Below are 25,765 nucleotides of genomic sequence, written 5' to 3'. Positions count from 1 at the left end.
TTGGGGTACTTACCAAACGAGTTGGCAGTTGCTACAATAGCGTCATCATCAGAAATGAAGGTTGTCTATCATCTGAACCGCAATCGTTATCGGGATAAAGGAACCGGATAACATGGCGCTGAGGACAGGAGGTCATCCCAATGAGTTCACGCAAAAATATCGCAGTTGCGGGTCTAATGTCCGCGGCCATGATGACCATGTTGGCTGGTTGCGGTCTGTCAGCAACGCAAGCAAAGTCATCCCCAGTGCCTTCAATTTCTCACCAGCCAAAGATTCAAACCGTTACTGTGAAAAAACCTCCAAGGCACGTCCCGACTTATGCGATGGAGCTTGTGCCATCCCATCTGTCTGCGTCGCAAGTGTCCGACGTTAATTTGAAAAAAGATATCTACTATACCAATCGCGTTGTCGTAATTTCGTTCCATGACATGTCCTTGCATTTAAATTCCAAGTTCAACATGTCGCCCACGGTATTTGCACAAGACTTGCAGTCACTGCATCAGTACCATTTCAACGCCATTACGAACCAGCAGTTTGTAGGTTGGATGCAACATCGAAACACCATCCCGGCAAACGCAGTACTGCTCACTTTTGATGACGGATACAAAAGTATGTACACTCACGCTTTGCCCATTCTTCTGCGAAATCACATGACTGGAACCTTTTTCATCATCACGCATGGACAAGACGCCGGACCAACCGGTTTTATGACCTGGCCTGAGGTTCAGGCAATGGCCAAGGCTGGGATGGCGATTGAGAGTCATACGTACAACCTGCATTATCTGGTCGATGTACACGGGCACCTAACGGCCGCGTTCAATACCGCGTACTACCAGGGAAAATGGCAAACACCAACACAGTACTTTGAGCGGGATTATCATGACTTTTTGACTGCACGGCTTCAAATTGAACAACATCTTGGACACCCTGTGAATGAAATTGCTTGGCCCTACGGTTATGGAAACCTCGTCGCGTACGATGCTGCCAGAGCAGCCGGGTATAGCTATTTCTTCACAACCGCCTCTGGATATAACACTGCAAAGACGAGCAGTTGGTACATTCGGCGCGTAGACGTTGGTCTGTATCCAAACCCGCAGGAGGTCATCAACAAAATCCTCACCACCGCTGGGTCACCTGCAGAGCTTGTCCCACAGGCCCCACAGAAATCGAACCCAGTCAATGTACATTCCACTTAATGATGTGCATTGATGCTACGAATTGATGATGTGCAGTCCACCTAATGATGTGCACTCGACGTACTGATGTGCATTTCGCTCCAGTGAGTTAACAGCTTACGCCATTCGGCACTTCGCCCAAACCATGGATATTTGTCCTTGCTTGGCTAGGCATATGCCGTCACTGCCCCCGGGAAAAAACGTATGATTTGAAGGAATTGATTCCTGTAGATAAGGGGTGTAGCAGATGTACGGTGCCGGATGCTTTGGAGGATATACACGCTGGGCTGTTGTGTTTCTCATCATCTTTGTTCTGTTCATTCTACTCGTTCCCTACACGGTGACGACCAGCCAGACAACACCCGTGTATTGATTTAGAATACAGCACAACTCCGGAACCCGCGTAAGCGGGTTCTTACATATGACTTTATCTGATGCTCAGAATGGTTGAACTAGGACATACCCCAAGGACATACACTTGAATTACCACATTGCTAAGGGGCTGATGTCTTGCCGGCTTTTATATTTACCGGACCTATATTTGTCGATACACCTCAGCAAAATTCATTCGGTGTCAACCAGGGCATGAACAGCCAGAGTAATTACGATGCAAACATGAAATTTAATACTGCACAGGGTGGTAACTTTGGCTTTATGAGTGTCAACATCACTGCAGGTTCCTTGATGATTGATAACCTGGAGGCCCTCGATGGGAACATCAACGAGCAGGACATTAAGGCCTCACCGAGTGTGCAGTTTTAGTGTACCGGGATCACCAGCAACTATTTTAACCGGAAGGGAGTTGTTTCAGTGCCAGCGTTCATTTGGATCGGAGCCCTAGCTTCCAACACCCCACAGCAAAACTCAGGCGTCTTTATAGGAATGAATACCGCGGGGAATTGGGATGCGAATATGAAGTTCAACACCGCACAGGGCGGCAACTTTGGCATTTTAAGCACGAACCTGACCGGCGGTTCCCTTATGATAGACAATCTCGAATTCATCGATGGAATGGTGAATGCAAACGACATGAAAATCTCACCTTCAATGCAGTTCTAGCCGCTGCAAGCGGAACGTTAACGCAAACAGACAGGAACCTGACGAAACGTTAATGGGACCTGGGGGAACCACAGGTGGTAAATCGTTAGCGGTGCATTTCAAATGAGGGGGCGAGTTGCGATGGCGACTTTCATACAGTTTGGAGTGATTTACTCCAATTCGCCCAATCAAAACGCAGGTATCTTTGTTGGGCAGAATTCCATTACAGGCTGGGATGCAAACCAAAAGTTTAACATTGGACACGGTGCAGCGTTTGGGACGGGCAATCTTGAAATGTACACCCAAGTCTACCTCATGGACGGATTTGAGTACATTGATGGCGTGATGAATGACATGGACAACAAGCCCTCATCCAGCTTGATGTTTTAGTCATGGAAATTAGGATTGAATATGGGATGAGATAATAGGTGCTTACTTTTCGCACCGATGCGAAGCGTCAAACAGTGAGGGGGATGGTCGTTTGCCAGCTTTTATCCTGTCTGGTGCAATCACCGTAAATACACCTCAGCAGAACGGAGCAGTGTTTGTTGGACAAAACTCTGTAGGTGGTTGGGATGCAAACATGAAATTCAATACAGCCCACGGCGGTAACTTTGGCGTCTTCAGTGTTCAGATGTCAGCACTAAACGTGATGCTCGACAACCTTGAAGTCATTGATGGGATGATAAATGACCAAGACCTTAAGATCTCGCCCACCCTCGAGATTTGATGTTTGACCTGCGTATATTCCCTCGCTCGCTCGAGATTTGATGTTTGACCTGCGTATATTCCCTCGATAGTTATATCATCGTGGGAATATACCTTCTTTGATCAGGTTTTAGGAGCCCTGTCCTGTGCCTTGACCTGATACCTGATAAGGTCTAACTGGCCCCGCTCGGCCATCTCGATCCCTTCAGTTTGCAACAGGAGTATTTGCATCTCATAGGATGCATCATCTTGGATCGATATCTCCCCTTTGGCGTTCACTACTCTGTGCCAGGGAAGCTTGTATTTTTTGCTCATCGAGTGGAGAATTCGCACCACTTGGCGCGCGGCACGAGGACTTCCCGCATTCCGAGCCACCTGCCCGTAGGTCATCACTCGGCCCTCTGGTATGCTCCCGACGATCTCGATCACCCTTTGCGTGAATGCCTCCAAGAGCGTCTTCCCCTCCAATTCCACCCTCGTAACTACGTTCAGGTGATTATGACAACCCAGTCAGCGGTATACCAAGTTCACGTTCGTCTTCTTGCAGTTGGTCGACGAAAGACTGAAAAAAGCGTTCGTTGACAATCGCTGTCCCCCAGACATCCTCGTTCGTGAGATAGATCCAGGCGAGCCAGATTCTCCTTGCTGCCACAAAGAACGGAATCGCATTCAGGTCTGCTTCGGAGAGCGGTCGCACTTCTCTATATCCCTCCAGAAAAGATGACCAATTCTCTGTTTCCTTCCCCTTATAATTGGTCTTCAGGTTCCATAGGAATACTGCCAGATCATACGCACGAAACCCTTTTCCGCAGCAGTCAAAGTCGAAGACGGTGAGTATCCCCTCGTCCAAGTGTGTGTTCCAGTCATGAAAGTCACCGTGACAAAACCCGAAATCTAGCAACTCGATAGAAACATGAGCGGTGATGGTTTTTATCCAGGACTCGATATAAGTGACATCTCCGCCGTACTGAGTCATTGTGGGACGAATACGCTCCAGCGGCTCGTATAGGAGATGCTGAAAATCGAGATTAAATCGACGATAATGGCTTGAAAAGTTATCTGTTGCTTGGTGAATCTTTGCAACCGTTCGACCATACTCAGCACTGATTTCTGGGTCCAGCCGCGGGATAGACCCTTTTGCGTAGGTAAACAGCGTCATCAAACGGGTTCCTTCCAGGGCAGCAATTTCTGTAGTGAAGGTTCCGGCGCAGTTTTTGACCGGCGCTGATACAGGAATGTTGCAGTCGTTCAGGTAGGTGAGCACGTCAAGCTCATAATCAACCTCTGTCCTGCTGCGCCAGGGTGTCCGGTACACTCGAAGAACGAACCGGCCACGTTCTGTATCCACCCGGTAGGTATCGTTCAGACCCCTCGTCAGTAGTCTGCACCCCACGACGGATCCAACATCATAATGCGTATTAACAAAATCCTGCAACGCTTCGCTGGAAAATGTGCTGTGCATCGCCGGAAAGTAATGATTCAATCGCCTTATCCCCCTATCTTGTCAAAGCGGAAAGCGTGCGAAAAAGGTTGCACGTTTGTCCCCGGCCCCATCGTAACCCAAATCCCACGAGCAAGGCAGTTGTGAATCCTGCCGTCCTGCTCATGACTTCGCCTGAATCGACTTTTCGAACACTATCTTCCCACCGACGACGGTGCGAATTACGTCTCCTGCATTGTCCAAAAAGGCAAGGTCTGCATCATACCCCACCTTTATTCGCCCTTTTTTATCCAAACCGATCTTCCTTGCCGGGTTTGTGGATGCCATTTGTTCTGCTTCCCGAGCTGTAATACCTGCAAGTTTCTGGACCATTTTATACGCCCGTGCCATCGTCAAAACGCTGCCTGCCAAGGTTCCATCTTCCAAACGACATTCTCCATTTTCTACGGAAACCTGTAACCCGCCAAGGTCGTATTTTCCATCCCGAAAGTTTGCCGCACGCATAGCATCGGTAATCAACATGAGACGATGGGTTCCTATAGATCGAACCAAGGCTTTTACCATAGCCGCAGACAGATGTATTCCATCACAAATCATGTCACCCGTGTATCCTTCATCTTCAATGATATGTCCAACAGGTCCAACATTACGGTGTAAAAATGGGTCCATGGCATTGCATAGATGGGTGATATGACTGAACCCGCATTTGCCAGCTGCATACAGCCCTTCCGAGCCCACCTTGGTATGACCTGCGGCAACAACAATTCCCTGTTCCATCGCTAGTCTAGCCACCTCGAGGGCATGTGGACGTTCGGGTGCCATAGTGATCATCTTTACAACTCCCGAATCAAACCAGCGAGACGCCAATACGGGATCTGGATCGATAATCATATCTTGTCTCTGAGCGCCGCGTTTTTCAGGGTGAATGAATGGGCCCTCCAAGTGAACTCCGATCACTCCGGCCCCTACTTCTGCTCCCGCCGCAATAAATTCCTGCGCCAGAGTGACAACTTTATCAATCGCATCGACTGACTCTGTCACCGTGGTTAGTAATAGAGACGTGGTGCCAGTCTTGGCATGACTTTGCGCAATGGTGCTAAATGCAGCATTGGTAGCGTCCATCGTATCAGCACCACCACCGCCGTGGACATGAACGTCGATGAACCCAGGAACAATGAACGGTAAAGTTTCATCAACTTGATCGTAAGTTTTCACACTCTGAATTTGCCCGTCATTGACCTCGAGTACAATTGTTTGAATGCTTCCATCAGGGCCGACCCGGTTCCCCTCAAAACGTTGCAAAGGTGTTCATCTCCCAGCTGTAGAAATCAAAAAATATAAGATTCCAACCTGTTAAGCGCCAGAACCACTGTATACATCGGTTGGCGATGAATCACCGTTAGGGTGAACGCATTTGGAATTTTCTCGATGCACCAGTTTATATCACCCGGCATATCACCGAACGTCACAAGCATGTCAAAAGTGTCATCCGTATAAGTATAAGCCTTGGAAACAAAAATGGACGAAGAGCAGGTCTGCCATCCGTCCATCTGCGCATGTTTAGTTCGACGCAGCTTAGATTAGCCTTGCATGTAGCTGCGGTACTTCTTGTCCGATTCTGCAATGTGGTTGAGCAACCAGTCTTTCAGGAAGTTTATAATGGAGAAATTCAGTCCTGCTTTGCCACTATTGTAATCGGTAATAAATGATTCGACTTTGGCAACGAACCCCTCGTGTTGCTTCTTATGTTCAGAGAACAGGGGATAATTCGCGGCCTGCATCCTTTGTTCCTCGTAAGTGAAATGTTCTTTGGTGTACTTCAGCAGCGCGTCCAGGGTAGGCTTCACCTTCTCCTTGGATTTCCCCTCCTTCATTGCATCGTGTAGCTGGTTAATCAGGTCAACAAGGCTATGGTGTTGCTTATCGATCATTCCGTTTCCCACACTGTACTTTTCGTCCCACGTTACTAGTGCCATTCTTGAGCCTCCCGTTTGCTGCAGCAAAATATGAACATCTAACAATTATTTAGTTTATCAATATAATTTCTAATGACTTATCCCTCACTCGGACTATCTTGGTAATCATTCGGACGATCCGAAAATAACGTGCATTACTTTATCGCCGCTTCTGCTACGAACTCGTTGGCCATATTGGCAACATGAGCGTACATCGATTTCAAGTCGTGAATCGTCGCCGCGAGCTCTTCTGAAGCCGCCACTGCAGTAACGTCAAAGGAATCATTTGGTCACATCGGACTATTTACCGTAGTACGATAACAAACTAAAGTAATCATACTTACTAACGTGTAACGTTCGATGCTTAGGTGACTGGGCGGTGGATATCGGTGAACAAGCGATACTTGAATACGTTCGTTGTGCTATTTTGTATCGAATTGCTTACAGGGATCATTTACATGAGAACTGGACAATGGGTTTTCAAACCACAATGGAAATTAGATACAATCGTCGGTTCTCTCATTCACCTTGTTTGGATGGTAATGATCTTCAGTCCTACTATATATGGGTTTGTTTTGTGGCATCTCAAAAATCAACATCGTCAGATGGCCATCATTCAAGACAAGAACAATAAGTTTGAATCACTGTTTCTTCAGAACTCGAGTGCCATCATCGTTTTGGATCCAACCGGAAAACCATTGCGGTGCAACCCAATGTTTCAACGCGTTTCCGGATATACCCTTGAGGAATTCAGAGCAATGGATCACACAGCTTTACAAGATATGCTTCAATATGAAAAATGGGCTGGTTATATGCAGCAAGCAATACAAGGCGAAGATGTCGGTGAATTTGAAGTATCGCTTAAAACGAAAAATGGCCAGACACGCATGTTGACGAACAGCATTATACCAATGAATAAGTTTCAACAAATTGGTGGATATTACGTAGTTATGAGAGACATTACAGATACGCGTCAAGCTCAACTGCGCATTTGGAGAATGGCTCATATAGATGAACTGACTACATTATGCAATCGGCGTACTTTCACGGACCATCTTAAGACCGCGCTAGAATTTGCAGAAATTCAATCGAGAAAGTTGGGCGTTCTATTCATAGACTTAGACGGCTTCAAAACTCTCAATGATGGGCTGGGTCATTCGGTCGGAGACGGGCTGCTTCGGGTTGTTGGGCAGCGAATAAACGACTGTATTGTCGAGATTGACGGCGATAGTGTGGTTGCAAGGTTTGGTGGTGATGAATTCGCCGTCTTGTTGCCCTCAATCGATAACGTCAGTGTCCCGATATTTGTAGCGGAGAGGATATTAGCCACTATCCAACCCCCATGCTCGGTATCAGGATATGAACTCAGCATAGGAGCAAGCATAGGCATTGCTATATATCCCGTTAGTGGCGACTCTTCTGATTCACTCCTTCAAAGCGCTGGCCAAGCCATGTACAACGCAAAGCGAAATGGCAGAAATAGATACGAGATTCATCTACCTTCTATGCAACAAGCCACTTACTCCCGTTTAAAAGTTGAGAATGATTTACGGCGCGCTGTTCACATTGGGAACGAGTTTTTTGTTGAATATCAACCCCAGGTCGACATTAGGACTGGACAAATCGTTAGCGCCGAAGCCTTAGTTAGATGGCAACATCCCCTGCTGGGTAGAGTGCCGCCTATCGACTTTATTCCCGTCGCTGAAGACATTGGACTTATCGGTAAAATAGGGGAGATTGTTCTTCGGACCGTTTGTGAGCAAATTAGGTCATGGAAGAACCACAACATACCGGCGGTTCCTATCGGGATTAATGTATCAGCTAGTGAATTGTCCGAAGATCATTTTGTGGAAAAATTCGGATACACATTACAAAGATTCCACGTTGCCCCTGAGCTGATTGCTATAGAAATAACTGAAACAAGTTTAATGAAGAATGAACAGAAGGCGAGAGCAGCAATTTATGAATTTCGGAACATGGGCATTAAGGTCTTCATCGATGACTTTGGGCAGGGATACAACTCATTAGGCATGTTAAAACACCTTTCTCTCGATTATCTAAAAATCGATCGAGCATTTGTGAGCAATATCCAAAACAGCTTGATCGATCGTTCCATCGTCTCCACACTCATTTCCTTGGCACACTTCAACCAATGGAAGGTAGTCGCAGAGGGAGTAGAGACCTTAGAGAACCTTCAGGTGTTGGCAGAAGAAAACTGTGACTTGTATCAAGGCTATTTCTTCAGTCCGCCCTTATCAGCACAAGAATTGGAAAATAAGAGTGTAGAAAATCCTCTTCAATTCCAGCTTTCTGGATATCGAAACTAGTTTTCTCAAAGGCACGAAGGCTGCCCGATATGAAAGCAGTTGTATTATGCTTACCCGCCGGCGATTAACGAAAAGCAGTCTTGAAGAGATGAAACACCGTTTAGCTCTCTCCCCTTCTGTCCATGTAAAACAATGCGTCCCAGAAGCCACTTTGACCACCCCCGTGACTTTAGCCGTGGGAGTGGTCAAGCGGATGCGCAGTCTATAAACTTGTCGGGCTACGGCAAGGTAAACAAGAAGCTCCAGCATCTAATCAAAGGCGGGCGCAGTTCACCGCCTCAACAGGACACCAACTGTTTGAGGTCTAAGATACTCATCAAAACATTGCCTTTTACCCCGATTCCCAAGAGATATTCGACCTTACCGTTTTCGGGCGATGGTTGGATGTCGTTGAAAGACAATACTTCATTTACACTATCCACGATTACTCCAATTTCACCCTCATCACAGGCCACGACTACAATCCGTGTGTGAGGAGTGTACTCTTCGGCTGAGAATCCGAGTCTCTCGCTAAGGCTCATCACCGGAATCGTCTTCCCACGTAGATTAATCACACCAAGTACGCTTGTTCTTGTATCAGGGACATATGTAATGTCCAGCATCCGAATGATTTCGTGAACATCAAGAATCGGTATTGCATAGTGCTCGTTATTCACTTGTACTCCAATGTGCTGTTCCGCGGTTGTCACACCATTCTGCTCCTTTCCCAATTTAGCGCAGATTGATTAGTTGAGTTTGAATACGGACACGTATCCGTGGAGTTCTTCCGCCAATTCAGCCAGCGACTGTGTTGAGGATGCGGTTTCTTCTTCGCTAGCTGCGGCCTCTTCCGCAGATGCCGCAATCGTTTCAACCGCCGTTAGCACCTCCGAAGCTTGGGCCGCTTGTTGTTCGCTAGCTGCCGCAATCTCAGTCACCTTATCTGCCGATGTCGCGACCATTGAGGCAATCTCTGCGAATGCCTCCCCGCTCTGTTGAGTCGAAATAACTCCTTGGTTGACAGCATCTACGCTCATCTGAGTATTTCCCTGCATTGTCTTAATGATGGACGCAATCTGCTTGGTGGCTTCGACACTGCGTTCAGCCAATTTACGAACTTCGTCTGCTACAACCGCAAAACCTCGACCTTGATCGCCTGCTCGTGCTGCCTCAATCGCTGCATTCAGTGCCAAAAGGTTTGTCTGCTCAGCAATGTCGTCGATGACTTCAACAATCTCACCGATACGATCAGAATCCTCACTGAGTTTGGCCATCTGTTCACTGACTTTGCTCATACCGGATACAGAACCTTGAACAATGTGCTCACCTCGGTGAGCGACTTCTACAGTTCGTGATGATATTTCAGCAGCCTGCTCGGCGTTTTTTGCAACGGAATTGATAGCCGTGGACAGCTCTTTGAATCGTTGGTTGACTGTCTCGGCAGATTCCGCTTGAGTTGCGCTCCCGGACGCGATTTGTTCTGTAGCAGCAGAAATTTCGTGCGATGCTGCAGATAAATTCTCTGCAGCACTCATGATACCATTCATAATCTGCCGAAGATGGATAACCATATCGTTCACGGATTTCCCCAGTTGCCCAATCTCGTCGTCATTTTTAACCTCGAATTCTTCTGTCAGATCTCCGTCTGAAACTCTACGTACCAAGTCGACAACATGTCCAAGTGGAGTGAGTAGACGTCTCAGGTAAAAGATGAGAAATGAGGAAACGAGAATAATGAGTACATAACAAATCAAAGCAAGATTTCTGAACTGTCCGATTAATCCAACGGAGTTACTTGTGAGTTGGTTACCTGAATAGGTCATTAAGGCATTCAAGTCATTTTGCAAATTAGTCGATGCAGTTGAATTCGTTATATACATAATCTGTTGTGCTTGTCCAAGGCTTGTATCACGGTATTGTTTTACTTGGTTAATGTAGTTCTCGTAAGCTGTTGCATCCGATTGGAGTTTGGTTAGAACTCGACGCTCTTGTGAGGAAGTCGTCAGGTTCTGTAGCTGGGTAATCGCGTTATTTAACGTGTTTTGGGCCTTAGTAACCTGATTTAATGTGCTGTCGGATAGGCCTGATGCCTTTGTGTTATTGAAGTTGGCCAAACCGACCCACATGTTAGCCTGGTCATCCAGCAATAAGAAATTAATATATGCCTGCACCGCAGTCGAGTTAAACTGAGCTTCTGATGAAGATGAAGATACATTCCGGGTAAGCTTGGATGACTGGTACACCGCCACACCGGCAGCTACGACAATAATAAGAGTCAGAATAGATAACATGAATGTCAATTTACCGGTGATGGTACGTATTGAGAGCCTCATAGATATGTCCCCATTCTTGGTTTAATTAAATCCCTGTGTGCTTGCTGCAGTTTACAATTTTGTCACCTCCAACGAAAAGAGATGCCCATTTCAAGCCGGGCACCCCAATAGAGAACAGAATCGTTTAGCAACTCGGCAATCTTAGGCGCTACCCGCCCTTAGACCCGTAGCTTTGCGACATAGAGTTTCCTCTACTGTGCCCTTATTTATTTCCGTACCTAAACTTACCACCTCAATATATTTGCATAAGGTACATTTCAACTATTTCAAGTCGTTGGTAAGACTAGTCCAAACTACCTGGTTCCCTTGGGCTCAGTTTCGGATACATTCTCCGCAGGTACAGGCTCACCTGGTGAAATGATAAGCCCCATGAAGGTTCAAACGACGCAGGTTGTCAAGCATAAATTTGTCATACTATTGTCAACATTCTACTTTTAAAAATTAGAAATTTATTAGATAATTAAAATTGAATAGCACGCATTATACTTTCAGGAGAAAGGATGCGCGTATGAGACACAGGTCGCTATGGGCTGCAAAGCCATCGAGTTCAATCCTGGTTTGGGCGTACCTTATTATTGTCCCCATCTGGCTCTTGGTAACCGATATCTTCTATCCTTTCTGGACACACCATTTCTCCATTCAAACGATTGCCGTCTTAGCCTCTTTGCGGGCCTTCACCGTCTATCTGATCTCAGTTTGGTTCTTCTACCGTTTGTTTCAGCGAAACCTAGCCACTGAAAAGCGGTATGAAACAATGATTCAACTTTCACCACAGCCCTTTCTCGTTCAGAGCAACGAAAAGTGGGTATATGCCAATCCCTCTGCGTTGAAACTCCTTGGTGCTTCAATGGTCGATGATCTGGTCGGGCATTCAGTATGGGATGTGTTACCGGAAGATGTGCATGACCATGCGCGTCAAGTATTTCGGACGCTTCTGGAGACCCATGCTCCCACAGGTACATACGTCAACCGTAGACTCAGGCGCCTCGACGGAAAAATGATTGACGTAGAGTTCCTTGCCGCCCCCCTCATCTTTGGCAGAACTCCGCATGTACAAGTGTTGTACACCGACGTCACTGAGAAAAAACGTCTCGAACGAGAACTTCACTCTGTACTCATTCAACTTGAATCATTTATCGAACACAATACAGATGCCATCGTACTGTTTGATCCGGCAGGTTGTATTCTAAAAATCAACACCAAGTTTGAACAGATGTGCAGTCTTTCTCGCACAGAATGCAATGGGCGTCATTGGCGCAACACACCCTTCGCGCAACCTGAGCATATTGAAGAAATTACTGCCATCATGGATCGGATATCAAGCGGACAATCCATCAGTGAATACCAGACAGTCTGTCAAACCGCTGAGAGAAAAAACACGCCCGTCTCCGTGTCCGGGTTTCCAATCGTCGACGAGAACAAGGTCACAATGGGCTTTGCACTGACCATCCGGGACATTTCAGACCGTCTTCGGGCAGAACAGCGGCTTGTCCAATCCGAAAAACTATCTGCACTCGGACAGCTTGCTGCCGGTGTTGCGCATGAGATTCGAAACCCCTTGACCACTCTGCTTGGTTTCTTGAAAATCATTCCACACACACAAACAGAGAAAATGACTGAATACATCGGCATTATGACTGAGGAACTTGAGCGGATCGCGGACATCGTCACGGAAGTTCTATTCCTTGCGAAACCTCAGGCCTTTCATTATCAATACGTGAACGTCGCCAAGTTGATAGAGGCCGTTTACGCAATTCTGGCACCTGAGGCTCTGCTCCGTAACATCACATTCATCACCGAGGGCAGTGCAGGCGCTGCGCATGTCTTCGGCGATGAAAATCATCTGAAACAGTTGCTCATCAACCTGGTACGAAACGCGATGGATGCCCTATCACCCACATGCAGGAAGGTTCACATCGAAAGCTGGAGTCATGGCCACGAGGTTTTTATCGATGTCAGCGATACTGGGGTCGGGATTGACCAAACAGAACTCAATCGGATATTCGATCCGTTTTACACGACAAAGGCCGAGGGCACTGGCCTCGGCCTCCACGTATGTCGTCAGATTGTCACTCGCCACAAAGGAAACATGAGATTTGAAAGCAGGGTCGGATATGGAACAACCGTTCACCTGTCATTTCCAGCGGTTGCCCCTTCGCAAACGGCCTTTGTCGCGTCGTCTCCGTAATCCTTCTAGACTAGATAGTTTTCCCGAGACCCCTGAGGAACCCGATGGCAAACTGGAGTGCCCGGTTTACATCGGGGTCTTGCAATGTCTTCAAAAGTCCCATGATACTGATTGACTGATTCGCTTCGATTGTCTGATGTGCCTCTGTTACCCCGGCACTCAGTCCTTCGGTCAAACGCTCGAGCTGCGCTGGATCGAGCTTTGTCAGAACGGTGCCTGCCGCCATCAAATTGTTGATAAGCGTCAGTACATCCTTTCTCAGCAGTTGCTCGACCAGGATTTTGGCGATGGAATCCTTTGCTCCAAGCATCGACCGTGCAGCCTCGAGAACCCCGCTCTGATGCAGTTCTTCAACCAATAGTTGAAGTTCCTCCGAAGCCGACGGGCTCCCAGACTCAAGCGGATTTTTGACGGGTTCCTGTCGGATGACTTTCTGAATCGGTGCTGCCATATTACTGAATCCCCCCTGCACCAAGCGCAACATTCACCGCTGCGATGGGCTCATAGTCATCCCGAATCCACTTTCGCTCCACTTGGACACCCATCTGCGGTGTTCTCGTGGCATTTCGATGGTTGTTTTTCGGCAGTGGGCTCTTTCCATCCTTGCGCAACACCTCAAGCCGTACCTTGGTCTGCTTATAAGCTGGGGTGTGGGTTTTGACATCCACCGCGTTGCCTGTCAACAGGTTGACTGCATTTTCATGACTGTGTGAGTGCATGGGCAGGTACACGGTCTTTCCATCTACTCTATCGGTTACGAGTGCCTTCACCTTCACACTGCCATACGGGGACTCAAGCCGTACGAGCGATCCCGATTCAACGCCCCGCTCCTTCGCAAGTTCCGGAGAAATTTCGACGAAGACCTCTGGCAGCTTGTGTTGAATACCTGCAGATTTGCTGGTCAGATTGCCCTCATGGAACTGCTCGAGCAAGCGGCCGTTGTCGAGGGTCAGGTCGAACTCCTGCGGGAACTCTACCGGCGGCACGTAGTCATGGAGTGCAAAGCGCGCCTTTTTGTCCGGGAAGTTGAACCCGTCTGCATAGAGGACTGGGGTATTGCTGCCGTCTGTCGATCCCCAGTGGAAGCTGCCCCAGCCTTCGAGCACGTCGTAGTCGCACTGCGCAAACCACGGCGTCAGACTCGCCATCTCTGCGAAAATTTCGCTAGGATGTGTATAACCCCAGTCCCAGCCCATCTTTTTTGCAACGGCCATCAGGATCTGCCAGTCCGGCTTCGCGTCGCCGAGCGTCGGCAAGGCCTGATAGAAGCGCTGCACGCGGCGTTCCGTGTTCGTAAACGTCCCGTCCTTCTCAAGCGAAGGTGCCCCAGGCAAAATGACGTCCGCGAACTGTGCCGTCGTCGTCATGAAGATCTCCTGTACGACAAGAAAATCGAGCTTCGCAAGCATCTCCTGCGTGTGGTTGGAGTTTGCATCCACCCATGCCATATCCTCTCCGCAGATGTACATCCCGCGCAGCTTACCGTACTCAATGGCAGCCAGCATCTCGATGTTGTCGAGGCCTGGTTGACTTGGGATCTCCCGACCATACGCCGCTTCAAAACGCGCGCGAACCGCATCATTCGTCACCGGTTGGTAGCCGGGGAAGATGTTCGGCATGGTCCCCATGTCGCTCGCGCCCTGGACGTTGTTGTGTCCGCGCAGCGGGAATCCGCCTGCGTTTCTCCGTGCCATGTTGCCTGTCGCCAGCAAGAGGTTGCCGATGGCGGCCGATGTATGGGAGCCTGCGATGTTTTGCGTCACGCCCATCCCCCAGCAGATGGCTGTTCCGTCGGCTTCGTGAATCATTTTGGCGATCTCGATTAGCGTCGACTTGGTGATCCCGGTGGTCTGTTCCGCCATGTCGAGCGTAAACGGCTCCAAGGCCTCTACAAATTCATTGTAGTAGTTTACGCGCTCGCTGATGAAGAGCGGATCGTGCCAACCTTGCTCAATCATGTATTTCGTAACCGCAGCCAGCCAGACATAGTCGGTACCTTGCTTCGGTCGAATAAAGAGGTCTGAGCGGTCGGCCATCTCGTGGCGTCGAAGGTCCACCGTAATCAGTTTCTGCCCGTGCAGTTTATGAGCCCTCTTGATGCGCGTTGCGAGGACCGGATGGCCTTCCGCTGGCGCGCAGCCAATCAGGATGACGAGGCCTGCGCCTGCAATATCCTGAATCGTGCCGGTATCGCCGCCGATACCGCCTGTCTGCTGCAGACCCCAAGAAGCAGGCGATTGGCAGTAGCGCGAACAGTTGTCTACGTTGTTCGTCCCAAACACTTGTCGGGAGAGCTTCTGAATCAGGTAGTTCTCTTCGTTCGACATCTTCGAAGACGCGATGAATCCGAGTGCATCCGAACCGTACGTGTCCCGGATGCCGCCGAGCTTCTCTGCGACAAGGTCGAGTGCCTCGTCCCAACTTGCTTCCACAAAAGCGTCGCCTTTGCGAATCAACGGCTTGGTCAGGCGTTCCTTGGAATTCACAAAGTCCCAACCAAACTTACCTTTCACACAGGTAGAGATGCTATTTACCGGCGCATCTTCGCTCGGCTCAATTTTCAAGATTTGGCGGCCCTTCGTCCAGACGTCAAACGAGCAGCCCACGCCGCAGAAGGTGCAGACCGTCTTGGTCTTCTTGGTTCTCGTCTCACGCATCGCAGCTTCAACTTCGGAGACCGCAAAAATGGTCTTGTAGTCTGGTTCCACTTCTTTGACCAAGTCAATCATTGGACTGAGCAGGTCCTCTTTCATACCGGTCATAAACCCGGCTTCGCCAAGCATGGACTTCTCCATTAACGCGTTGCACGGGCATACCGTGACGCAATGACCGCAGGATACACAGGAAGACTCATCGATGGAGACGCCGCCGTCCCACAACACGCGGGGCATGTCGCTCTCCCAGTTGATGCTCAAGGTTTCGTTCACCTGAAGGTCCTGGCAAGCCTCTACGCAACGTCCGCACAGGATACATTGATCTGGATCGTAGCGGTAGAAGGGGTTCGACATGTCCTTCTCGTACCCTTTCGGGCGAAAGGGCCTGGTCTGGTGCTTCACGTCGAGCATCTCGGCTGTGTTATGTATGCGGCAATTGCCGTTGTTGTTGTCGCATACGGTGCAATAAAGCAGGTGATTCTCGAGGATCCGGTCCATCGCCTCAGCTTGTGCCCCGGAAGCAAGATCGGACTTTGTCAAAATATCCATGCCACTTTGAATGACCGTTGAGCATGCGCGCATGATTTGTCCATTGACTTCACACATACAGGTGTCGCAACTTTGAATCGGACCCAGTACATCAGAGTAGCAAATGTGCGGATGTTCGATGCCTTGGTCGTTCAGAAAATCGAGAATTCGCGTCCCTTCAACTGCTTGTTGAGGTATACCGTTGAGCGTGAAATCCACGATATTCAAACCCATACTCCCTTTCCAGTACACGACGAATTTCTCCTTTCACAAGCCATCCAACTCTGAAAAAACGAAACAGAGTCAGAAGCCAGCAGGAGTTTTGGAGTCGAGCGGTCAAAATCATCCACCGTCAACATTCGACAGACGGTTCAGGTGAAAGTGCAACAGTGTTCCGAGTTACGTAAACTCTGTGTTACATAAATGATGCTCTGTGTTACATAAATATGGATCACGTGAGAAAATTCCAAGTGATTTTATATAGCTTCTTATGTAATTTTAGTAAAGTAACGAGGGATGTCAAGTTTACCAACCGTGCGACACATGCGAACCGAGCGAAGGCGTAGACCCCGAGAGACACTCAGCGGCGCTCAGATACCCAACTGCGCTCAGGGCAGCACTCAACATGGTCCACGAAGACACCCAACGGCGCTCAGAGCACCACTCAACATAGCCCAAAGATACACCCAACGGCGCCCAGGGAGACACTCAACATAGCCCAAGGATACACCGCGCATCAGCTCATCAGTGGAGCCGCCTGACCCACCGCGTTTTGAACCTCTTCAAAATCAGCCAGCATAAAGAACATGAGAGAAGCATCAAAATGGGGACAAGGCTTGTGGCCAAATACAAGTCGGACCACTCACCCAAACGACGAGAGGGAAGCAACTCGAGGAGATAGATAAACGGGTGATACCAGATTTCCATGAGGCCGCTCGGCCACTCACTTGCCATTCTGGCGACTGCATACCAGCCGCTAAAAAAAACGAGGAGAATACCCGGGAGTTGGCTGAACGCGAGGAGTCCGAGCAAGGCGCCCAATTGCTTGCCGTTTTGCCGCTCAGCTTCCATAATCCATGCGACTCGCACTATCCAAAGAAGCAATAGGAGGCGCTGCGCAAAAGGATGGCCCATACAGATAACGGATAGAAGACAGAGCCACAGATAACTTGTTAGAAACGTGCCGGCGATCCGCCACATTTACCTATCTCCCACTCTCAGAAGACTCTGCGTGCCAGTCCACAATCCGCTCCAGGTTTGAACTCGCTGCATATGCGTCTGGCAATATCCACCCATGGGCGGGAAACAGCTCCACGCCTGCTGCTTTGTAGGCCTGCCATATCACCTTGCTGCAGTACGAAGAGTGGTCATCCTGAAGAGACCCGAGTGGATCATAGGGCAGACCGACTTCTTTACGCGCGGCGTCCGCGGCAGCCAGGCGCACCGTTACGGGTACCTTCGGCCGCAAAAGCAAAACCTCGTCGTAATCGCGATAATGACTTAGGTTTTGCAGGATGGTCCCACGAGCAAAGTCGTTGGCATCCACAACCTGCTCGCTCCCCACATATAAGACCGAATGCGTCCAGTAACCGTATGCTCCGTGCGGATTGTGACACAAAAGAATGTCACCCGGTTCAGCCAAATATGGGTTGACCGGTGATGGTAGACCGCCGTATTCACCGTTTAGATTGCCATGGATGAGCTCACGCATGGCGGAATGGGCCAGTGCGAGCGTCGAAGAGCCCTGGAACCATCGGATCGGTAACAGTACAAATAGTGTGCCGCACAAAAGCAAGGCAATGTAGGGAAACCATTGTCGCAACCGGATCGCTTATCCCTCCATGTGTACATCAGCAGGACACACCACCTGACCATCCCAGAGCAGGACGGACCACCTGACCATCCAGCCAGGGAATTACCGCGCTTCCGCTATTTACTTTGTGACGAGATCGCCCAAAATAATCCTGTTTCTCAAATCGACGGTTGACGCCTCCGAAAGAGTTCTGCAGAAATGGCAAATAAGACTACAGACACAGGCGAAAGCTCAATCATGTCGCTCCACCTGGTCGTGCTGAATGTGCCTCAAATATGGAGATACCGTCAGCGAATCAACGCACCCTGCACCTAGGCGAATGTCCAAGAATAGACTGAAGCACCGCTGTCACGTGGAGGTTTTTGCGTATGTCACCAGACCTGCAACGGGCTCCGTTTATTGAGGACCCATTTCCCATGCTTAAGGTCAATACCACCGTCGGAGAGTTGACACTCCCGGATGCGTTTCATGGAAGGTGGTTTGTCCTGTTCAGTCACCCGGGCGACTTCACCCCCGTGTGCACCACCGAGTTTGTCGCCTTTCAAAAGCTGAAACCGGACTTTGAGAGGTTGAACACACAGTTGATTGGCTTATCTGTCGAACAGGTTTTTTCACACTTGAAGTGGCTTGAATGGATCCATCAGCGACTTGGCGTCGACATTACCTTCCCACTCATCGCCGATCCGCTGGGGAAAACCGCAGGACAACTTGGCATGATTCATCCAACTCAAGGGACCCGCACCGTGCGTAGTGTTTTCATCGTCGATCCGTTGGGGACGATTCGGACGATTCTCACCTACCCGCAAGAAATTGGCCGGAACACGTATGAAATTCTTCGGATCGTGCAGGCTTTGCAGACCAGTGACGCCGCAAAGGGGTTTACGCCAGCCAACTGGCCCAAAAACGAGATCATCGGAAACAAACTCCTTGTCCCACCGCCTCAAACCGTGCAAGAGGCAGCTGAACGCAAGAGAAAGGCTCTTGCAGAAAAACTGGATTGTTACGATTGGTGGTTCTGTACTAGATGAAATCCGTCATGTATGTCATGTAAAGGGGGGCTGCACCGAATCACAGTGCAGCCCCCGCATCACAACACTGCACGCCCACTGAACAGCAGCATACGCGCCCTTTCCCGTTCCGCGCCTGGCAAGAAGTCCATAGCCGGATAGCCGCAGCGAGTCTCCTGTCACAATGTCGCAGCAGCATGCACCTTAGACGTAAAACTCACCCTGCGGTGTGTGACCTACGCCTCATCACGACTTCTGCCTGGGACGCCTCACTTCTGCCTGGGATGCGTCCGTTTTGTTTCTCCTTGAATACGCTCCTTGTGTTCCTCAATCGGCAGCGTCTTATTCGCATCGTTGTGTGTGGGTTTTTGCTGATCTTTGGTCATATTAGTCACCTCCGCTTGGTAGTATCTGTGAAACCCCCTGCGATATGTGACTTGATGATATGTGACTTGATGATATGTGACTTGATGATATGTGACTTGATGATACGAGGCTCGTAAATCTGTCGCGGCAATATGTCAGGCGTGAGGATATCATCAGAAATGTCGCATGAGCATAAAAAACTAAGTGGCAGTTGCCGAGCCCCCACGACCATTTGTGCGTTTGTCATGCGGATGCGACAATACTAAACTAATGGTAGTCACAAACAAAATAGAATTTGGAGGCGGTTGAATGATTGAGGAGATTATGAAGGAACTTCAGGGCTTGCCTGAGCAAGAACTCGAGGACATTTTACGGCTGATTCAAGCAAAAAAAGCGACGTACCACCACCCGCTTGCCTTTGTGCAACAAGTCATGCGATTCCGCAGCCTCCCTGTGAGCCAACCTGAACTCTACTCTTATCAAATGACTATCACCGACGAGTTATTGAATCGATATGGGATTTTGCACGGTGGCCTGATGACTGCCTTTGTCGACACCGCTATGGCAGAAACCGCCTTCGTGATAGACAAAACAGTGGAACGCGCCTTCACTCTAAATATTGGTCTGGACTTTATCAAACCCGGCCGTTCCGGAGACCTGCGTGCTAACATCAAGGTGCTCCAGAACAGCCGAGTCATTATTGTGTTTCACGCCGATGTCTACGACGAAAATGAAGAGCTCATTGCAACCGGGATGGCTCATTTCTACAAACAACACAAGAGACAACCTGCTGCCACAGATTCAGACCGTCAGGATTGATGGGACAGACACCCTTCGAATGACACTGTGTAACCATGCCAGTGTCGATTGCCATGACAGCTCCCAGCGCGAGTGGACCGCCACCGTCAAGCCTGACGTAAAGTGGCGAATCTCTCAGCCAGTACCTCAAATGCACGATGCAGTTCCTCTTTTGGGACCTTCTCGTAGAGGTCCCCAATGCTCAGTTCAAAGTAACACTTGTCGCTGTCAAGTTCGCGCAGACTACCGGTGACGCCGATGCCTGTCTCTTCATACAGACCCGCTAGAACTTGTTCCACTTGGCCCTTGGCGTGATCAAAATGCACATGAAACATGTTGCTGACAGGCACGGTTGGCAAGGTATGAACGCCTTCGCAACGATTAAACAGGATTGCCAGCTCTTTTGCCTCTTCGTAGTACTGGCCCATCTTGCTTATTCTCTGGTCGAAGTAGTGGTCGGCTGAGATGATGTACGGGTACAAACTGATGAGATCTCCGCCGTGTCGACGCTTCCATACCACTGCTTCCTCAGTGAATGTCTTGTCACCGGCTAAGATGGCACCTGCAATTCCGCCGATCCCTTTGTAAAAAGAGACGTAGACACTGTCAAACAGTGCGCAGACCTCGGCTGCCGTCTTTTGATAATAGGGAAGGACTTCGAACAACCTGGCACCATCGAGGTGTACCTTGATGCCTTTGTTCCGACAGAACTCAGATATCGAGACCAACGTCTGAAAATCCGGCAGTTGACCACCGATCTCACGCTGCGGCAGTTCAATCAACAGACAGGCGAGATCATCCGGCATCTGTAGTACATCTTCCAATTCAATCAGGCGGTCTGGCGCGGCAAGGAGAATCGGATCGATATGATGAAGCCTCTTTAACCCATCTTGCTCGTGGATCTCCAAGTGACACAAAGGATGATATGCAACCTTTCGACTACCCTTTGCATCACACCAGATGCGCAGTCCAATCTGCTGGGCCATAGTGCCGCTCGGAAAAAACACGGCTGATTCTTTGCCGAGGTACGCTGCCATCTTGTCCTCAAAGCGCTGAATGACCTCGCCTTTGCCATAGATATCGCTATCGAGGTTGCCATCGACGTCTGCAAATGCATCTTTCAAAACCTGGATATTTCTCTTGCCATGGCCTGGAAGTTGATACTTTGTTTGTTGGTACGCCTCGAGTAAACGATTCGATTCTGGCATCCGTTGTCTCTCCTCACGTCAGCTGTTGCGTTCAAGTACCCGGATATCTCACCCATCACAAAAACAGCACCCTATTTGATAGGAGCAAGTCTATCTCTCGCATGCAACTAGTTTACCTTACGTCGCCATGCTTGACGACGCGCTCTTCTTTAGGCGAGTTTAGGCAACTTTAGGCCAGTTTGGGTCAGTTTGGGTCAGTTTGGGTCAGTTTGGGTCAGTTTGGGTCAGTTTGGGTCAGTTTGGGTCAGTTTGGGTCAGTTTGGACCAGTTTAGGCCAGTTTAGGCCAGTTTAGGCGAGCCCATAACTACAATTATCCTGAATTGGGGATACTACAACCCACGCCACGTAATCGAGGGGTTGAGATACATGAAAGTGGCTATTATGGGTGCTGGCCTGTCCGGCTTATCATGTGCGATTGAACTGGAAAAGCACGGGATTGAACCCTACATCTTTGAACGGCGCTCTCGCGTTGGCGATCGGTTTATTAACGCAGAGGTGTTCGCTGGAATGTACTCGCGCCCTATTTTAGACGAAGTCAGATATCTCTCTGAAGAACTTGGCATTTTTGTTCAGCCAGCGTCGAACATTAAGGATCTCATCGTGTACTCGCCGAAAAAGAAAGCGGTGCTTAGCGGTCCGGTTGGTTTTGTGAGCATTCGCGGACGCCACCGCGATGCACTGGAAAATCAGTTGGCTCGTCAGGTCCATTCACCCATCCACTATCATTCCGAGCACACATATGAAGAACTCCTGCGGGAATACACGCACGTGGTACTTGCAACAGGTGACGCTGATTATGTGAAGAAGATACAAAACTTTCACGAAGACGCGACAGTCACACTCATTGGTGTAACCGTAGAGGGGGAATTTACCCGGAACACCGTCTTCACTTGGTTTGATAATCGCTTTGCCCCGCACGGTGGATACGGGTTTCTGATTCCTTTTTCTCCGACTGAAGCCACAGTGGTTCTTGCTTTTGCAGAATACAAAGGTCTTCAGGCCTACGACAAAACCGCATTGTGGGAAATGTTTTTTAACCGGGTCTGCACTGACTTGAATCAAAACCTCAAGGTGACAGACCAATTTGAAGTCAACGAGTATGTGATGGGGATTGCTGAGTCTCCCCGCCTTGGCAACACATTCTTTGTTGGAAATTGTTATGGCGCTTTAATGCCCGGCATGGGATTTGGACAGTTCGCGTCTATCTTAACCGGCGTTTATGCAGCGAAGGACATCGTCGGACTGGGTCGATATGAAACACTTACAAACGAGTTGAGGCACTCCTATGATCATTCTCGCACCTTACGCCGAATGATGGAGACGCTCGACAATGACGGGTTGGATAACTTCGTTCAGATGCTGAACGGAGTATGGGGGCGGATGCTCGTCCATTCGCGGGTCAATGTTCTGAAGTGGGCGTCTTATGCAGCTCGGCCTTGGGTTGCCCTCCACAAAGGGCCCGAGTCGCAGTAACTGTGGCAGTAACTATGGCAGACAACCAGGAATCACGCAACGACAACGTGCAACGACAACGTGCAACGACAACGTGCAACAACCAGGTGCAACAACCAGGTGCAACAACCAGGTGCAACAACTACGCGTTGAATGATTAGTCCCGAACTACAGCGCTTTACGGACCGTCACCCTTGAAGTTTCAAATCCCTGCCTGTGGTAAAAATGCTCTGCACCTGTATTGTCCGCCCAGTAGTCGAGTTCCACGAGACTTATGTCCAGCTGCCGCGCCATGTCGTAGATATAATTCATCAGCTTGGATCCGTAGCCTTTTGCTTGATGGCCTTCCACGATGCTGATGTGGTGCACAAATAACGACTTGCCCGGTTTTCGAAATGCATTCCCTGAATAATCCTTCACTTCGACCCAAGCGTATCCCATCGATTCGTCCCCGTCTTCAAGGACAAGAAAAATAAAATCCTCGCGGGTGACCCAGTGCCGGAAGACTTCTCGCACTGTCTCAAGGTTATATTCGTTAAAGAATTCAGGATGCAAAGAAACGTGCAGATCTTGAATCGGTTTGTTCAAACGGGCAAGCAGTTCAAAATCGGTTGTTCGAGTGATTTGCACTATATGTCCTCCTCCACATGTCCCGCTCTAAATTGTTTCCCTCCAGATGTTCTCCCTTGAATGCAGGAAAGCGCTGGTGCATCTTCAGTCTTAGCACTATGCCAGCTTTTGCACCCAGTTTCGCGTTCTTCGATACCAAAGGAACAGCCCCGCTCGCAGCGCATTGTCCATAGCAATACTGACCCAGACTGCTGGCAGACCGAACCCGAGATGCCAGGCAAACACATACACACCAAGTGTACGAATTCCCCATATGCCAATCATGGTCGTCATCATCGGGTACTTACTGTTGCCTCCTGCCTGAATCGCCGACGTATCGACCAAGACTGCGGACAGAAACGGTTGTGAAAACACATCAATGGCAAGGACGACAAAGAGTAGGTGGATCACGTTTTGATTGTGTGTAAACAAAAGTCCAATCCAAGGGCTGAAGAGGCAGAGCAAGAGCGTCACCGCGGTCATCGACATTGCGGCTTCAATGTAGCTCCAACGTCGATAGATGCGAACATCCTCTTCGTTCCCACTGCCAATCGCTTGCCCAATGGTCGCTGTAGCGGCCGTCGCGAATCCCGTTCCAATCGTTGAGGCAAAAGCGGTGATAGTCCCCGCGATATTGTGCGTCGCATACACGTCCACGCCCATGCGTACGATGAGCCCAAAGTAGAGGACTTGTCCAAGCCGCATGGAAAGCCGCTCAAGCACCGCTGGCACTGCGAATTTCGTCATCCTCCACGTCAGTTCAAGAGACATATGGAGGTCAGGTGCCGTCAGTGTCAGTGCTTCGACGCGGCGCGATTTGATCCACAACCGAACGAGTGCATACAGTCGCGCCAAGACCATGGCCAGTGCGGCTCCCTTGATGCCAAATCCATGAAAGCCGCCGATGCCGAAAATCAGGAAGTAGTCGAGCACGACGTGAAGGAGATTCATTTCAAGTCCTACGCGAAGCGGTGTCTTGGTGAGTCCAATGGCCCGGAATGCCGCAGATTGTGCGGTGAAGAGGGCAATCAACGGTGATATACCGAGAACAATCGTGAAGTACGGAAACGCCGTACGCTCAAGCACTCCATGGGCGCCCATGATATGTAACAACGGGATCGAAAATACAATTGAAATCACCGATAGGATAAGTCCGAGCACAAACGCGATCACCAGTCCATGCCAGACGGCAGAACGGCCGTTTCTCAGGTTTTTGGCACCAACTGCCCGGGACAAAAACACGGACAGAGCTGCTGAAACCGCGATGAACACGCCGGTATAGGTCATGCTGTAGACGTTTGTCACGCCGACCGCGTCGATGGCGACAAGGCCGAGCCTGGCAATAAAGAAGGTGTCTACGACGCCAAGCAGGTTTTGCAGATAGGCTTCACCAATAGCGGGCAGGGCAATCTCAAACACCCGCTTGGCTTGAATCGGGACTCTAGTTTTCGTGGCCGCAACCACATGCATCTTCCTTTCCGCGGGCTTCCTGTATCGCTTCCCAACCTTCTTTCCATACAAAGTAGACGAGCGCCAAGGCTGCAATGGAGTCTACCCACCACCAACCAAATAGAGCCCGGAACAACACCCCCGCGAGTACTGTCCACGCCATGTAAGCGCAGACCATACTGCACGATCCGTCGGCTCGCAAGGCCTTACTGCCGATTTGAGTGCCAATGCGTTTCTTCGCTCGCGACAAATACGGCATGATGATTGCGGATGCGATGACGAGTCCAAGTGCCACATAGGTGGTTTCTGCTCCGTGATGCGTGAGGAGTTTATCGATTGAGGCGATCACGATATACGCGCACAACAAGATGAGCGCAATGCCGACGACCCAGGATGAACGCTTTTCCGCGCGCTCGACGCGTGTGTGACTCGCACCCCGCACTTCAATCTGCAGACGCCACAGGAGTACACCGCCTGCAATGAGTTCAATGACACTGTCTGCCCCAAAAGCAACCAGCGACAAGGAGTGCGCAGCAATACCGGACAAGATGGCCACTACGGCCTCAATGACCATCCAGGCAATCGACAGGAGTTCTATGTTCACGCCTTTTTTGACAGACAAGCTATTTTCCACAGAGACCCTCCTTCGAAGCTTCATCGCAGGATCGACTTGGGGGCCTAAGCCCCAGTCTGGCAGGCAGTCTGGCAGGCGGCTGACCAAGTGGTGCTCAGTGGT

The 25,765-nt window shown here is 49.6% G+C and carries 25 protein-coding genes and 1 riboswitch; of the genes, 11 read left to right on the top strand and 14 right to left on the bottom strand.

Features of this window, described 5'->3' with window-relative positions; all coding sequences use genetic code 11:
• Positions 1 to 140 precede the first annotated feature (140 nt).
• The 6 genes from AN477_RS14255 (at position 141) to AN477_RS14235 (ending at position 2,943) form a co-directional block, all read left to right on the top strand.
• Complete coding sequence (locus AN477_RS14255; RefSeq protein WP_054969832.1) at positions 141 to 1,196, top strand: polysaccharide deacetylase family protein; 1,056 nt, start codon at positions 141 to 143, stop codon at positions 1,194 to 1,196.
• A 226-nt stretch (positions 1,197 to 1,422) separates the two neighbouring features.
• Positions 1,423 to 1,548 (top strand): hypothetical protein, encoded by a 126-nt coding sequence (locus tag AN477_RS25705; RefSeq protein ID WP_281176349.1) that lies wholly within the window; start codon positions 1,423 to 1,425, stop codon positions 1,546 to 1,548.
• Positions 1,549 to 1,685: 137 nt separating this feature from the next.
• On the top strand, positions 1,686 to 1,937 hold the full coding sequence (locus AN477_RS14250; protein WP_054969831.1) for a hypothetical protein: 252 nt from the start codon (positions 1,686 to 1,688) through the stop codon (positions 1,935 to 1,937).
• Between the two features lie 48 nt (positions 1,938 to 1,985).
• Complete coding sequence (locus AN477_RS14245) at positions 1,986 to 2,234, top strand: hypothetical protein (protein WP_245631831.1); 249 nt, start codon at positions 1,986 to 1,988, stop codon at positions 2,232 to 2,234.
• Positions 2,235 to 2,354: 120 nt separating this feature from the next.
• Positions 2,355 to 2,603, top strand: a complete 249-nt coding sequence (locus AN477_RS14240) for a hypothetical protein (protein ID WP_054969829.1) — start codon at positions 2,355 to 2,357, stop codon at positions 2,601 to 2,603.
• 91 nt (positions 2,604 to 2,694) lie between these two features.
• Positions 2,695 to 2,943 (top strand): hypothetical protein, encoded by a 249-nt coding sequence (locus AN477_RS14235; protein ID WP_054969828.1) that lies wholly within the window; start codon positions 2,695 to 2,697, stop codon positions 2,941 to 2,943.
• Between the two features lie 101 nt (positions 2,944 to 3,044).
• Here the strand turns inward: AN477_RS14235 and AN477_RS14230 are convergent, their stop codons facing one another.
• From AN477_RS14230 to AN477_RS14215, 4 genes are all read right to left on the bottom strand, one after another.
• Entirely contained in the window at positions 3,045 to 3,371 is a 327-nt protein-coding gene (locus AN477_RS14230) for an MGMT family protein (protein ID WP_054969873.1), read from the bottom strand.
• 46 nt (positions 3,372 to 3,417) lie between these two features.
• Positions 3,418 to 4,404, bottom strand: a complete 987-nt coding sequence (locus AN477_RS14225; RefSeq protein ID WP_054969827.1) for a phosphotransferase enzyme family protein — start codon at positions 4,402 to 4,404, stop codon at positions 3,418 to 3,420.
• A 120-nt stretch (positions 4,405 to 4,524) separates the two neighbouring features.
• On the bottom strand, positions 4,525 to 5,664 hold the full coding sequence (gene nagA / locus AN477_RS14220; RefSeq protein ID WP_054969826.1) for an N-acetylglucosamine-6-phosphate deacetylase: 1,140 nt from the start codon (positions 5,662 to 5,664) through the stop codon (positions 4,525 to 4,527).
• Positions 5,665 to 5,942: 278 nt separating this feature from the next.
• The gene (locus tag AN477_RS14215) at positions 5,943 to 6,338 is read right to left on the bottom strand and encodes a bacteriohemerythrin (RefSeq protein WP_054969825.1); all 396 of its coding nucleotides are present in this window, start codon (positions 6,336 to 6,338) and stop codon (positions 5,943 to 5,945) included.
• 437 nt (positions 6,339 to 6,775) lie between these two features.
• Between AN477_RS14215 and AN477_RS14210 the strand changes: the two genes are divergently transcribed.
• Positions 6,776 to 8,644, top strand: coding sequence for a sensor domain-containing protein (locus tag AN477_RS14210; protein ID WP_157061978.1), 1,869 nt, complete (start codon positions 6,776 to 6,778; stop codon positions 8,642 to 8,644).
• 278 nt (positions 8,645 to 8,922) lie between these two features.
• Here the strand turns inward: AN477_RS14210 and AN477_RS14205 are convergent, their stop codons facing one another.
• The gene (locus tag AN477_RS14205; RefSeq protein WP_054969823.1) at positions 8,923 to 9,333 is read right to left on the bottom strand and encodes a chemotaxis protein CheW; all 411 of its coding nucleotides are present in this window, start codon (positions 9,331 to 9,333) and stop codon (positions 8,923 to 8,925) included.
• Positions 9,334 to 9,369: 36 nt separating this feature from the next.
• Positions 9,370 to 10,956, bottom strand: coding sequence for a methyl-accepting chemotaxis protein (locus AN477_RS14200; protein ID WP_054969822.1), 1,587 nt, complete (start codon positions 10,954 to 10,956; stop codon positions 9,370 to 9,372).
• Positions 10,957 to 11,079: 123 nt separating this feature from the next.
• Positions 11,080 to 11,167: riboswitch (cyclic di-GMP riboswitch) on the bottom strand.
• A gap of 297 nt (positions 11,168 to 11,464) precedes the next feature.
• On the opposite strand from AN477_RS14200, the gene AN477_RS14195 reads away from it, so the two are divergent.
• Positions 11,465 to 13,144: a PAS domain S-box protein gene (locus AN477_RS14195; RefSeq protein WP_054969821.1), complete on the top strand. Its 1,680-nt coding sequence runs from the start codon at positions 11,465 to 11,467 to the stop codon at positions 13,142 to 13,144.
• A gap of 10 nt (positions 13,145 to 13,154) precedes the next feature.
• On the opposite strand, the gene AN477_RS14190 is transcribed toward AN477_RS14195, so the two are convergent.
• The 4 genes from AN477_RS14190 to AN477_RS14175 form a co-directional block, all read right to left on the bottom strand.
• On the bottom strand, positions 13,155 to 13,595 hold the full coding sequence (locus tag AN477_RS14190; protein ID WP_054969820.1) for a helical membrane plugin domain-containing protein: 441 nt from the start codon (positions 13,593 to 13,595) through the stop codon (positions 13,155 to 13,157).
• Position 13,596: 1 nt separating this feature from the next.
• The gene (fdhF, locus tag AN477_RS14185) at positions 13,597 to 16,560 is read right to left on the bottom strand and encodes a formate dehydrogenase subunit alpha (RefSeq protein WP_054969872.1); all 2,964 of its coding nucleotides are present in this window, start codon (positions 16,558 to 16,560) and stop codon (positions 13,597 to 13,599) included.
• Positions 16,561 to 17,070: 510 nt separating this feature from the next.
• Positions 17,071 to 17,526 carry a hypothetical protein gene (locus AN477_RS14180; protein WP_054969819.1) on the bottom strand — a complete coding sequence of 152 codons (456 nt, stop codon included), beginning with the start codon at positions 17,524 to 17,526 and terminating at the stop codon, positions 17,071 to 17,073.
• A 4-nt stretch (positions 17,527 to 17,530) separates the two neighbouring features.
• Entirely contained in the window at positions 17,531 to 18,148 is a 618-nt protein-coding gene (locus AN477_RS14175) for a YiiX/YebB-like N1pC/P60 family cysteine hydrolase (protein ID WP_054969818.1), read from the bottom strand.
• A 359-nt stretch (positions 18,149 to 18,507) separates the two neighbouring features.
• Between AN477_RS14175 and AN477_RS14170 the strand changes: the two genes are divergently transcribed.
• Positions 18,508 to 19,167 (top strand): peroxiredoxin, encoded by a 660-nt coding sequence (locus AN477_RS14170; RefSeq protein WP_157061977.1) that lies wholly within the window; start codon positions 18,508 to 18,510, stop codon positions 19,165 to 19,167.
• A 654-nt stretch (positions 19,168 to 19,821) separates the two neighbouring features.
• Positions 19,822 to 20,331, top strand: a complete 510-nt coding sequence (locus AN477_RS14165) for a PaaI family thioesterase (RefSeq protein ID WP_054969817.1) — start codon at positions 19,822 to 19,824, stop codon at positions 20,329 to 20,331.
• Positions 20,332 to 20,417: 86 nt separating this feature from the next.
• On the opposite strand, the gene AN477_RS14160 is transcribed toward AN477_RS14165, so the two are convergent.
• Positions 20,418 to 21,518: a threonine aldolase family protein gene (locus AN477_RS14160; protein WP_054969816.1), complete on the bottom strand. Its 1,101-nt coding sequence runs from the start codon at positions 21,516 to 21,518 to the stop codon at positions 20,418 to 20,420.
• Between the two features lie 367 nt (positions 21,519 to 21,885).
• On the opposite strand from AN477_RS14160, the gene AN477_RS14155 reads away from it, so the two are divergent.
• Positions 21,886 to 22,992, top strand: coding sequence for an NAD(P)/FAD-dependent oxidoreductase (locus AN477_RS14155; RefSeq protein WP_054969815.1), 1,107 nt, complete (start codon positions 21,886 to 21,888; stop codon positions 22,990 to 22,992).
• Between the two features lie 147 nt (positions 22,993 to 23,139).
• Here the strand turns inward: AN477_RS14155 and AN477_RS14150 are convergent, their stop codons facing one another.
• The 3 genes from AN477_RS14150 to AN477_RS14140 all read right to left on the bottom strand — a co-directional run bounded on the left by AN477_RS14150 (position 23,140) and on the right by AN477_RS14140 (position 25,663).
• A complete protein-coding gene (locus AN477_RS14150) occupies positions 23,140 to 23,601 on the bottom strand; it encodes a GNAT family N-acetyltransferase (RefSeq protein ID WP_054969814.1) in 462 nt (153 codons plus the stop codon).
• A gap of 96 nt (positions 23,602 to 23,697) precedes the next feature.
• A complete protein-coding gene (locus AN477_RS14145; RefSeq protein ID WP_054969813.1) occupies positions 23,698 to 25,044 on the bottom strand; it encodes an MATE family efflux transporter in 1,347 nt (448 codons plus the stop codon).
• On the bottom strand, positions 25,022 to 25,663 hold the full coding sequence (locus AN477_RS14140; protein ID WP_245631830.1) for a cation diffusion facilitator family transporter: 642 nt from the start codon (positions 25,661 to 25,663) through the stop codon (positions 25,022 to 25,024). Before AN477_RS14140 ends, AN477_RS14145 begins: the two co-directional genes overlap by 23 nt.
• Between the last annotated feature and the right edge of the window lie 102 nt (positions 25,664 to 25,765).

Source organism: Paenalicyclobacillus ferrooxydans, assembly GCF_001399675.1.
Classification (GTDB): Bacteria; Bacillota; Bacilli; order Alicyclobacillales; family Alicyclobacillaceae; genus Alicyclobacillus_B; species Alicyclobacillus_B ferrooxydans.
Note: the sequence above shows the minus strand (reverse complement) of the source record. Positions and strands in the feature narration are given on the sequence as shown.

Bases quoted from the DNA above. Each gene is read 5' to 3' on its own strand.
- AN477_RS14255 (WP_054969832.1), top strand. From the start codon at position 141: ATGAGTTCACGCAAAAATATCGCAGTTGCGGGTCTAATGTCCGCGGCC.
- AN477_RS25705 (WP_281176349.1), top strand. From the start codon at position 1,423: ATGTACGGTGCCGGATGCTTTGGAGGATATACACGCTGGGCTGTTGTG.
- AN477_RS14240 (WP_054969829.1), top strand. From the start codon at position 2,355: ATGGCGACTTTCATACAGTTTGGAGTGATTTACTCCAATTCGCCCAAT.
- AN477_RS14215 (WP_054969825.1), bottom strand. From the start codon at position 6,338: ATGGCACTAGTAACGTGGGACGAAAAGTACAGTGTGGGAAACGGAATG.
- AN477_RS14210 (WP_157061978.1), top strand. From the start codon at position 6,776: ATGAGAACTGGACAATGGGTTTTCAAACCACAATGGAAATTAGATACA.
- AN477_RS14200 (WP_054969822.1), bottom strand. From the start codon at position 10,956: ATGAGGCTCTCAATACGTACCATCACCGGTAAATTGACATTCATGTTA.
- AN477_RS14195 (WP_054969821.1), top strand. From the start codon at position 11,465: ATGAGACACAGGTCGCTATGGGCTGCAAAGCCATCGAGTTCAATCCTG.
- AN477_RS14190 (WP_054969820.1), bottom strand. From the start codon at position 13,595: ATGGCAGCACCGATTCAGAAAGTCATCCGACAGGAACCCGTCAAAAAT.
- fdhF (WP_054969872.1), bottom strand. From the start codon at position 16,560: ATGGGTTTGAATATCGTGGATTTCACGCTCAACGGTATACCTCAACAA.
- AN477_RS14180 (WP_054969819.1), bottom strand. From the start codon at position 17,526: ATGTGGCGGATCGCCGGCACGTTTCTAACAAGTTATCTGTGGCTCTGT.
- AN477_RS14170 (WP_157061977.1), top strand. From the start codon at position 18,508: ATGTCACCAGACCTGCAACGGGCTCCGTTTATTGAGGACCCATTTCCC.
- AN477_RS14165 (WP_054969817.1), top strand. From the start codon at position 19,822: ATGATTGAGGAGATTATGAAGGAACTTCAGGGCTTGCCTGAGCAAGAA.
- AN477_RS14160 (WP_054969816.1), bottom strand. From the start codon at position 21,518: ATGCCAGAATCGAATCGTTTACTCGAGGCGTACCAACAAACAAAGTAT.
- AN477_RS14155 (WP_054969815.1), top strand. From the start codon at position 21,886: ATGAAAGTGGCTATTATGGGTGCTGGCCTGTCCGGCTTATCATGTGCG.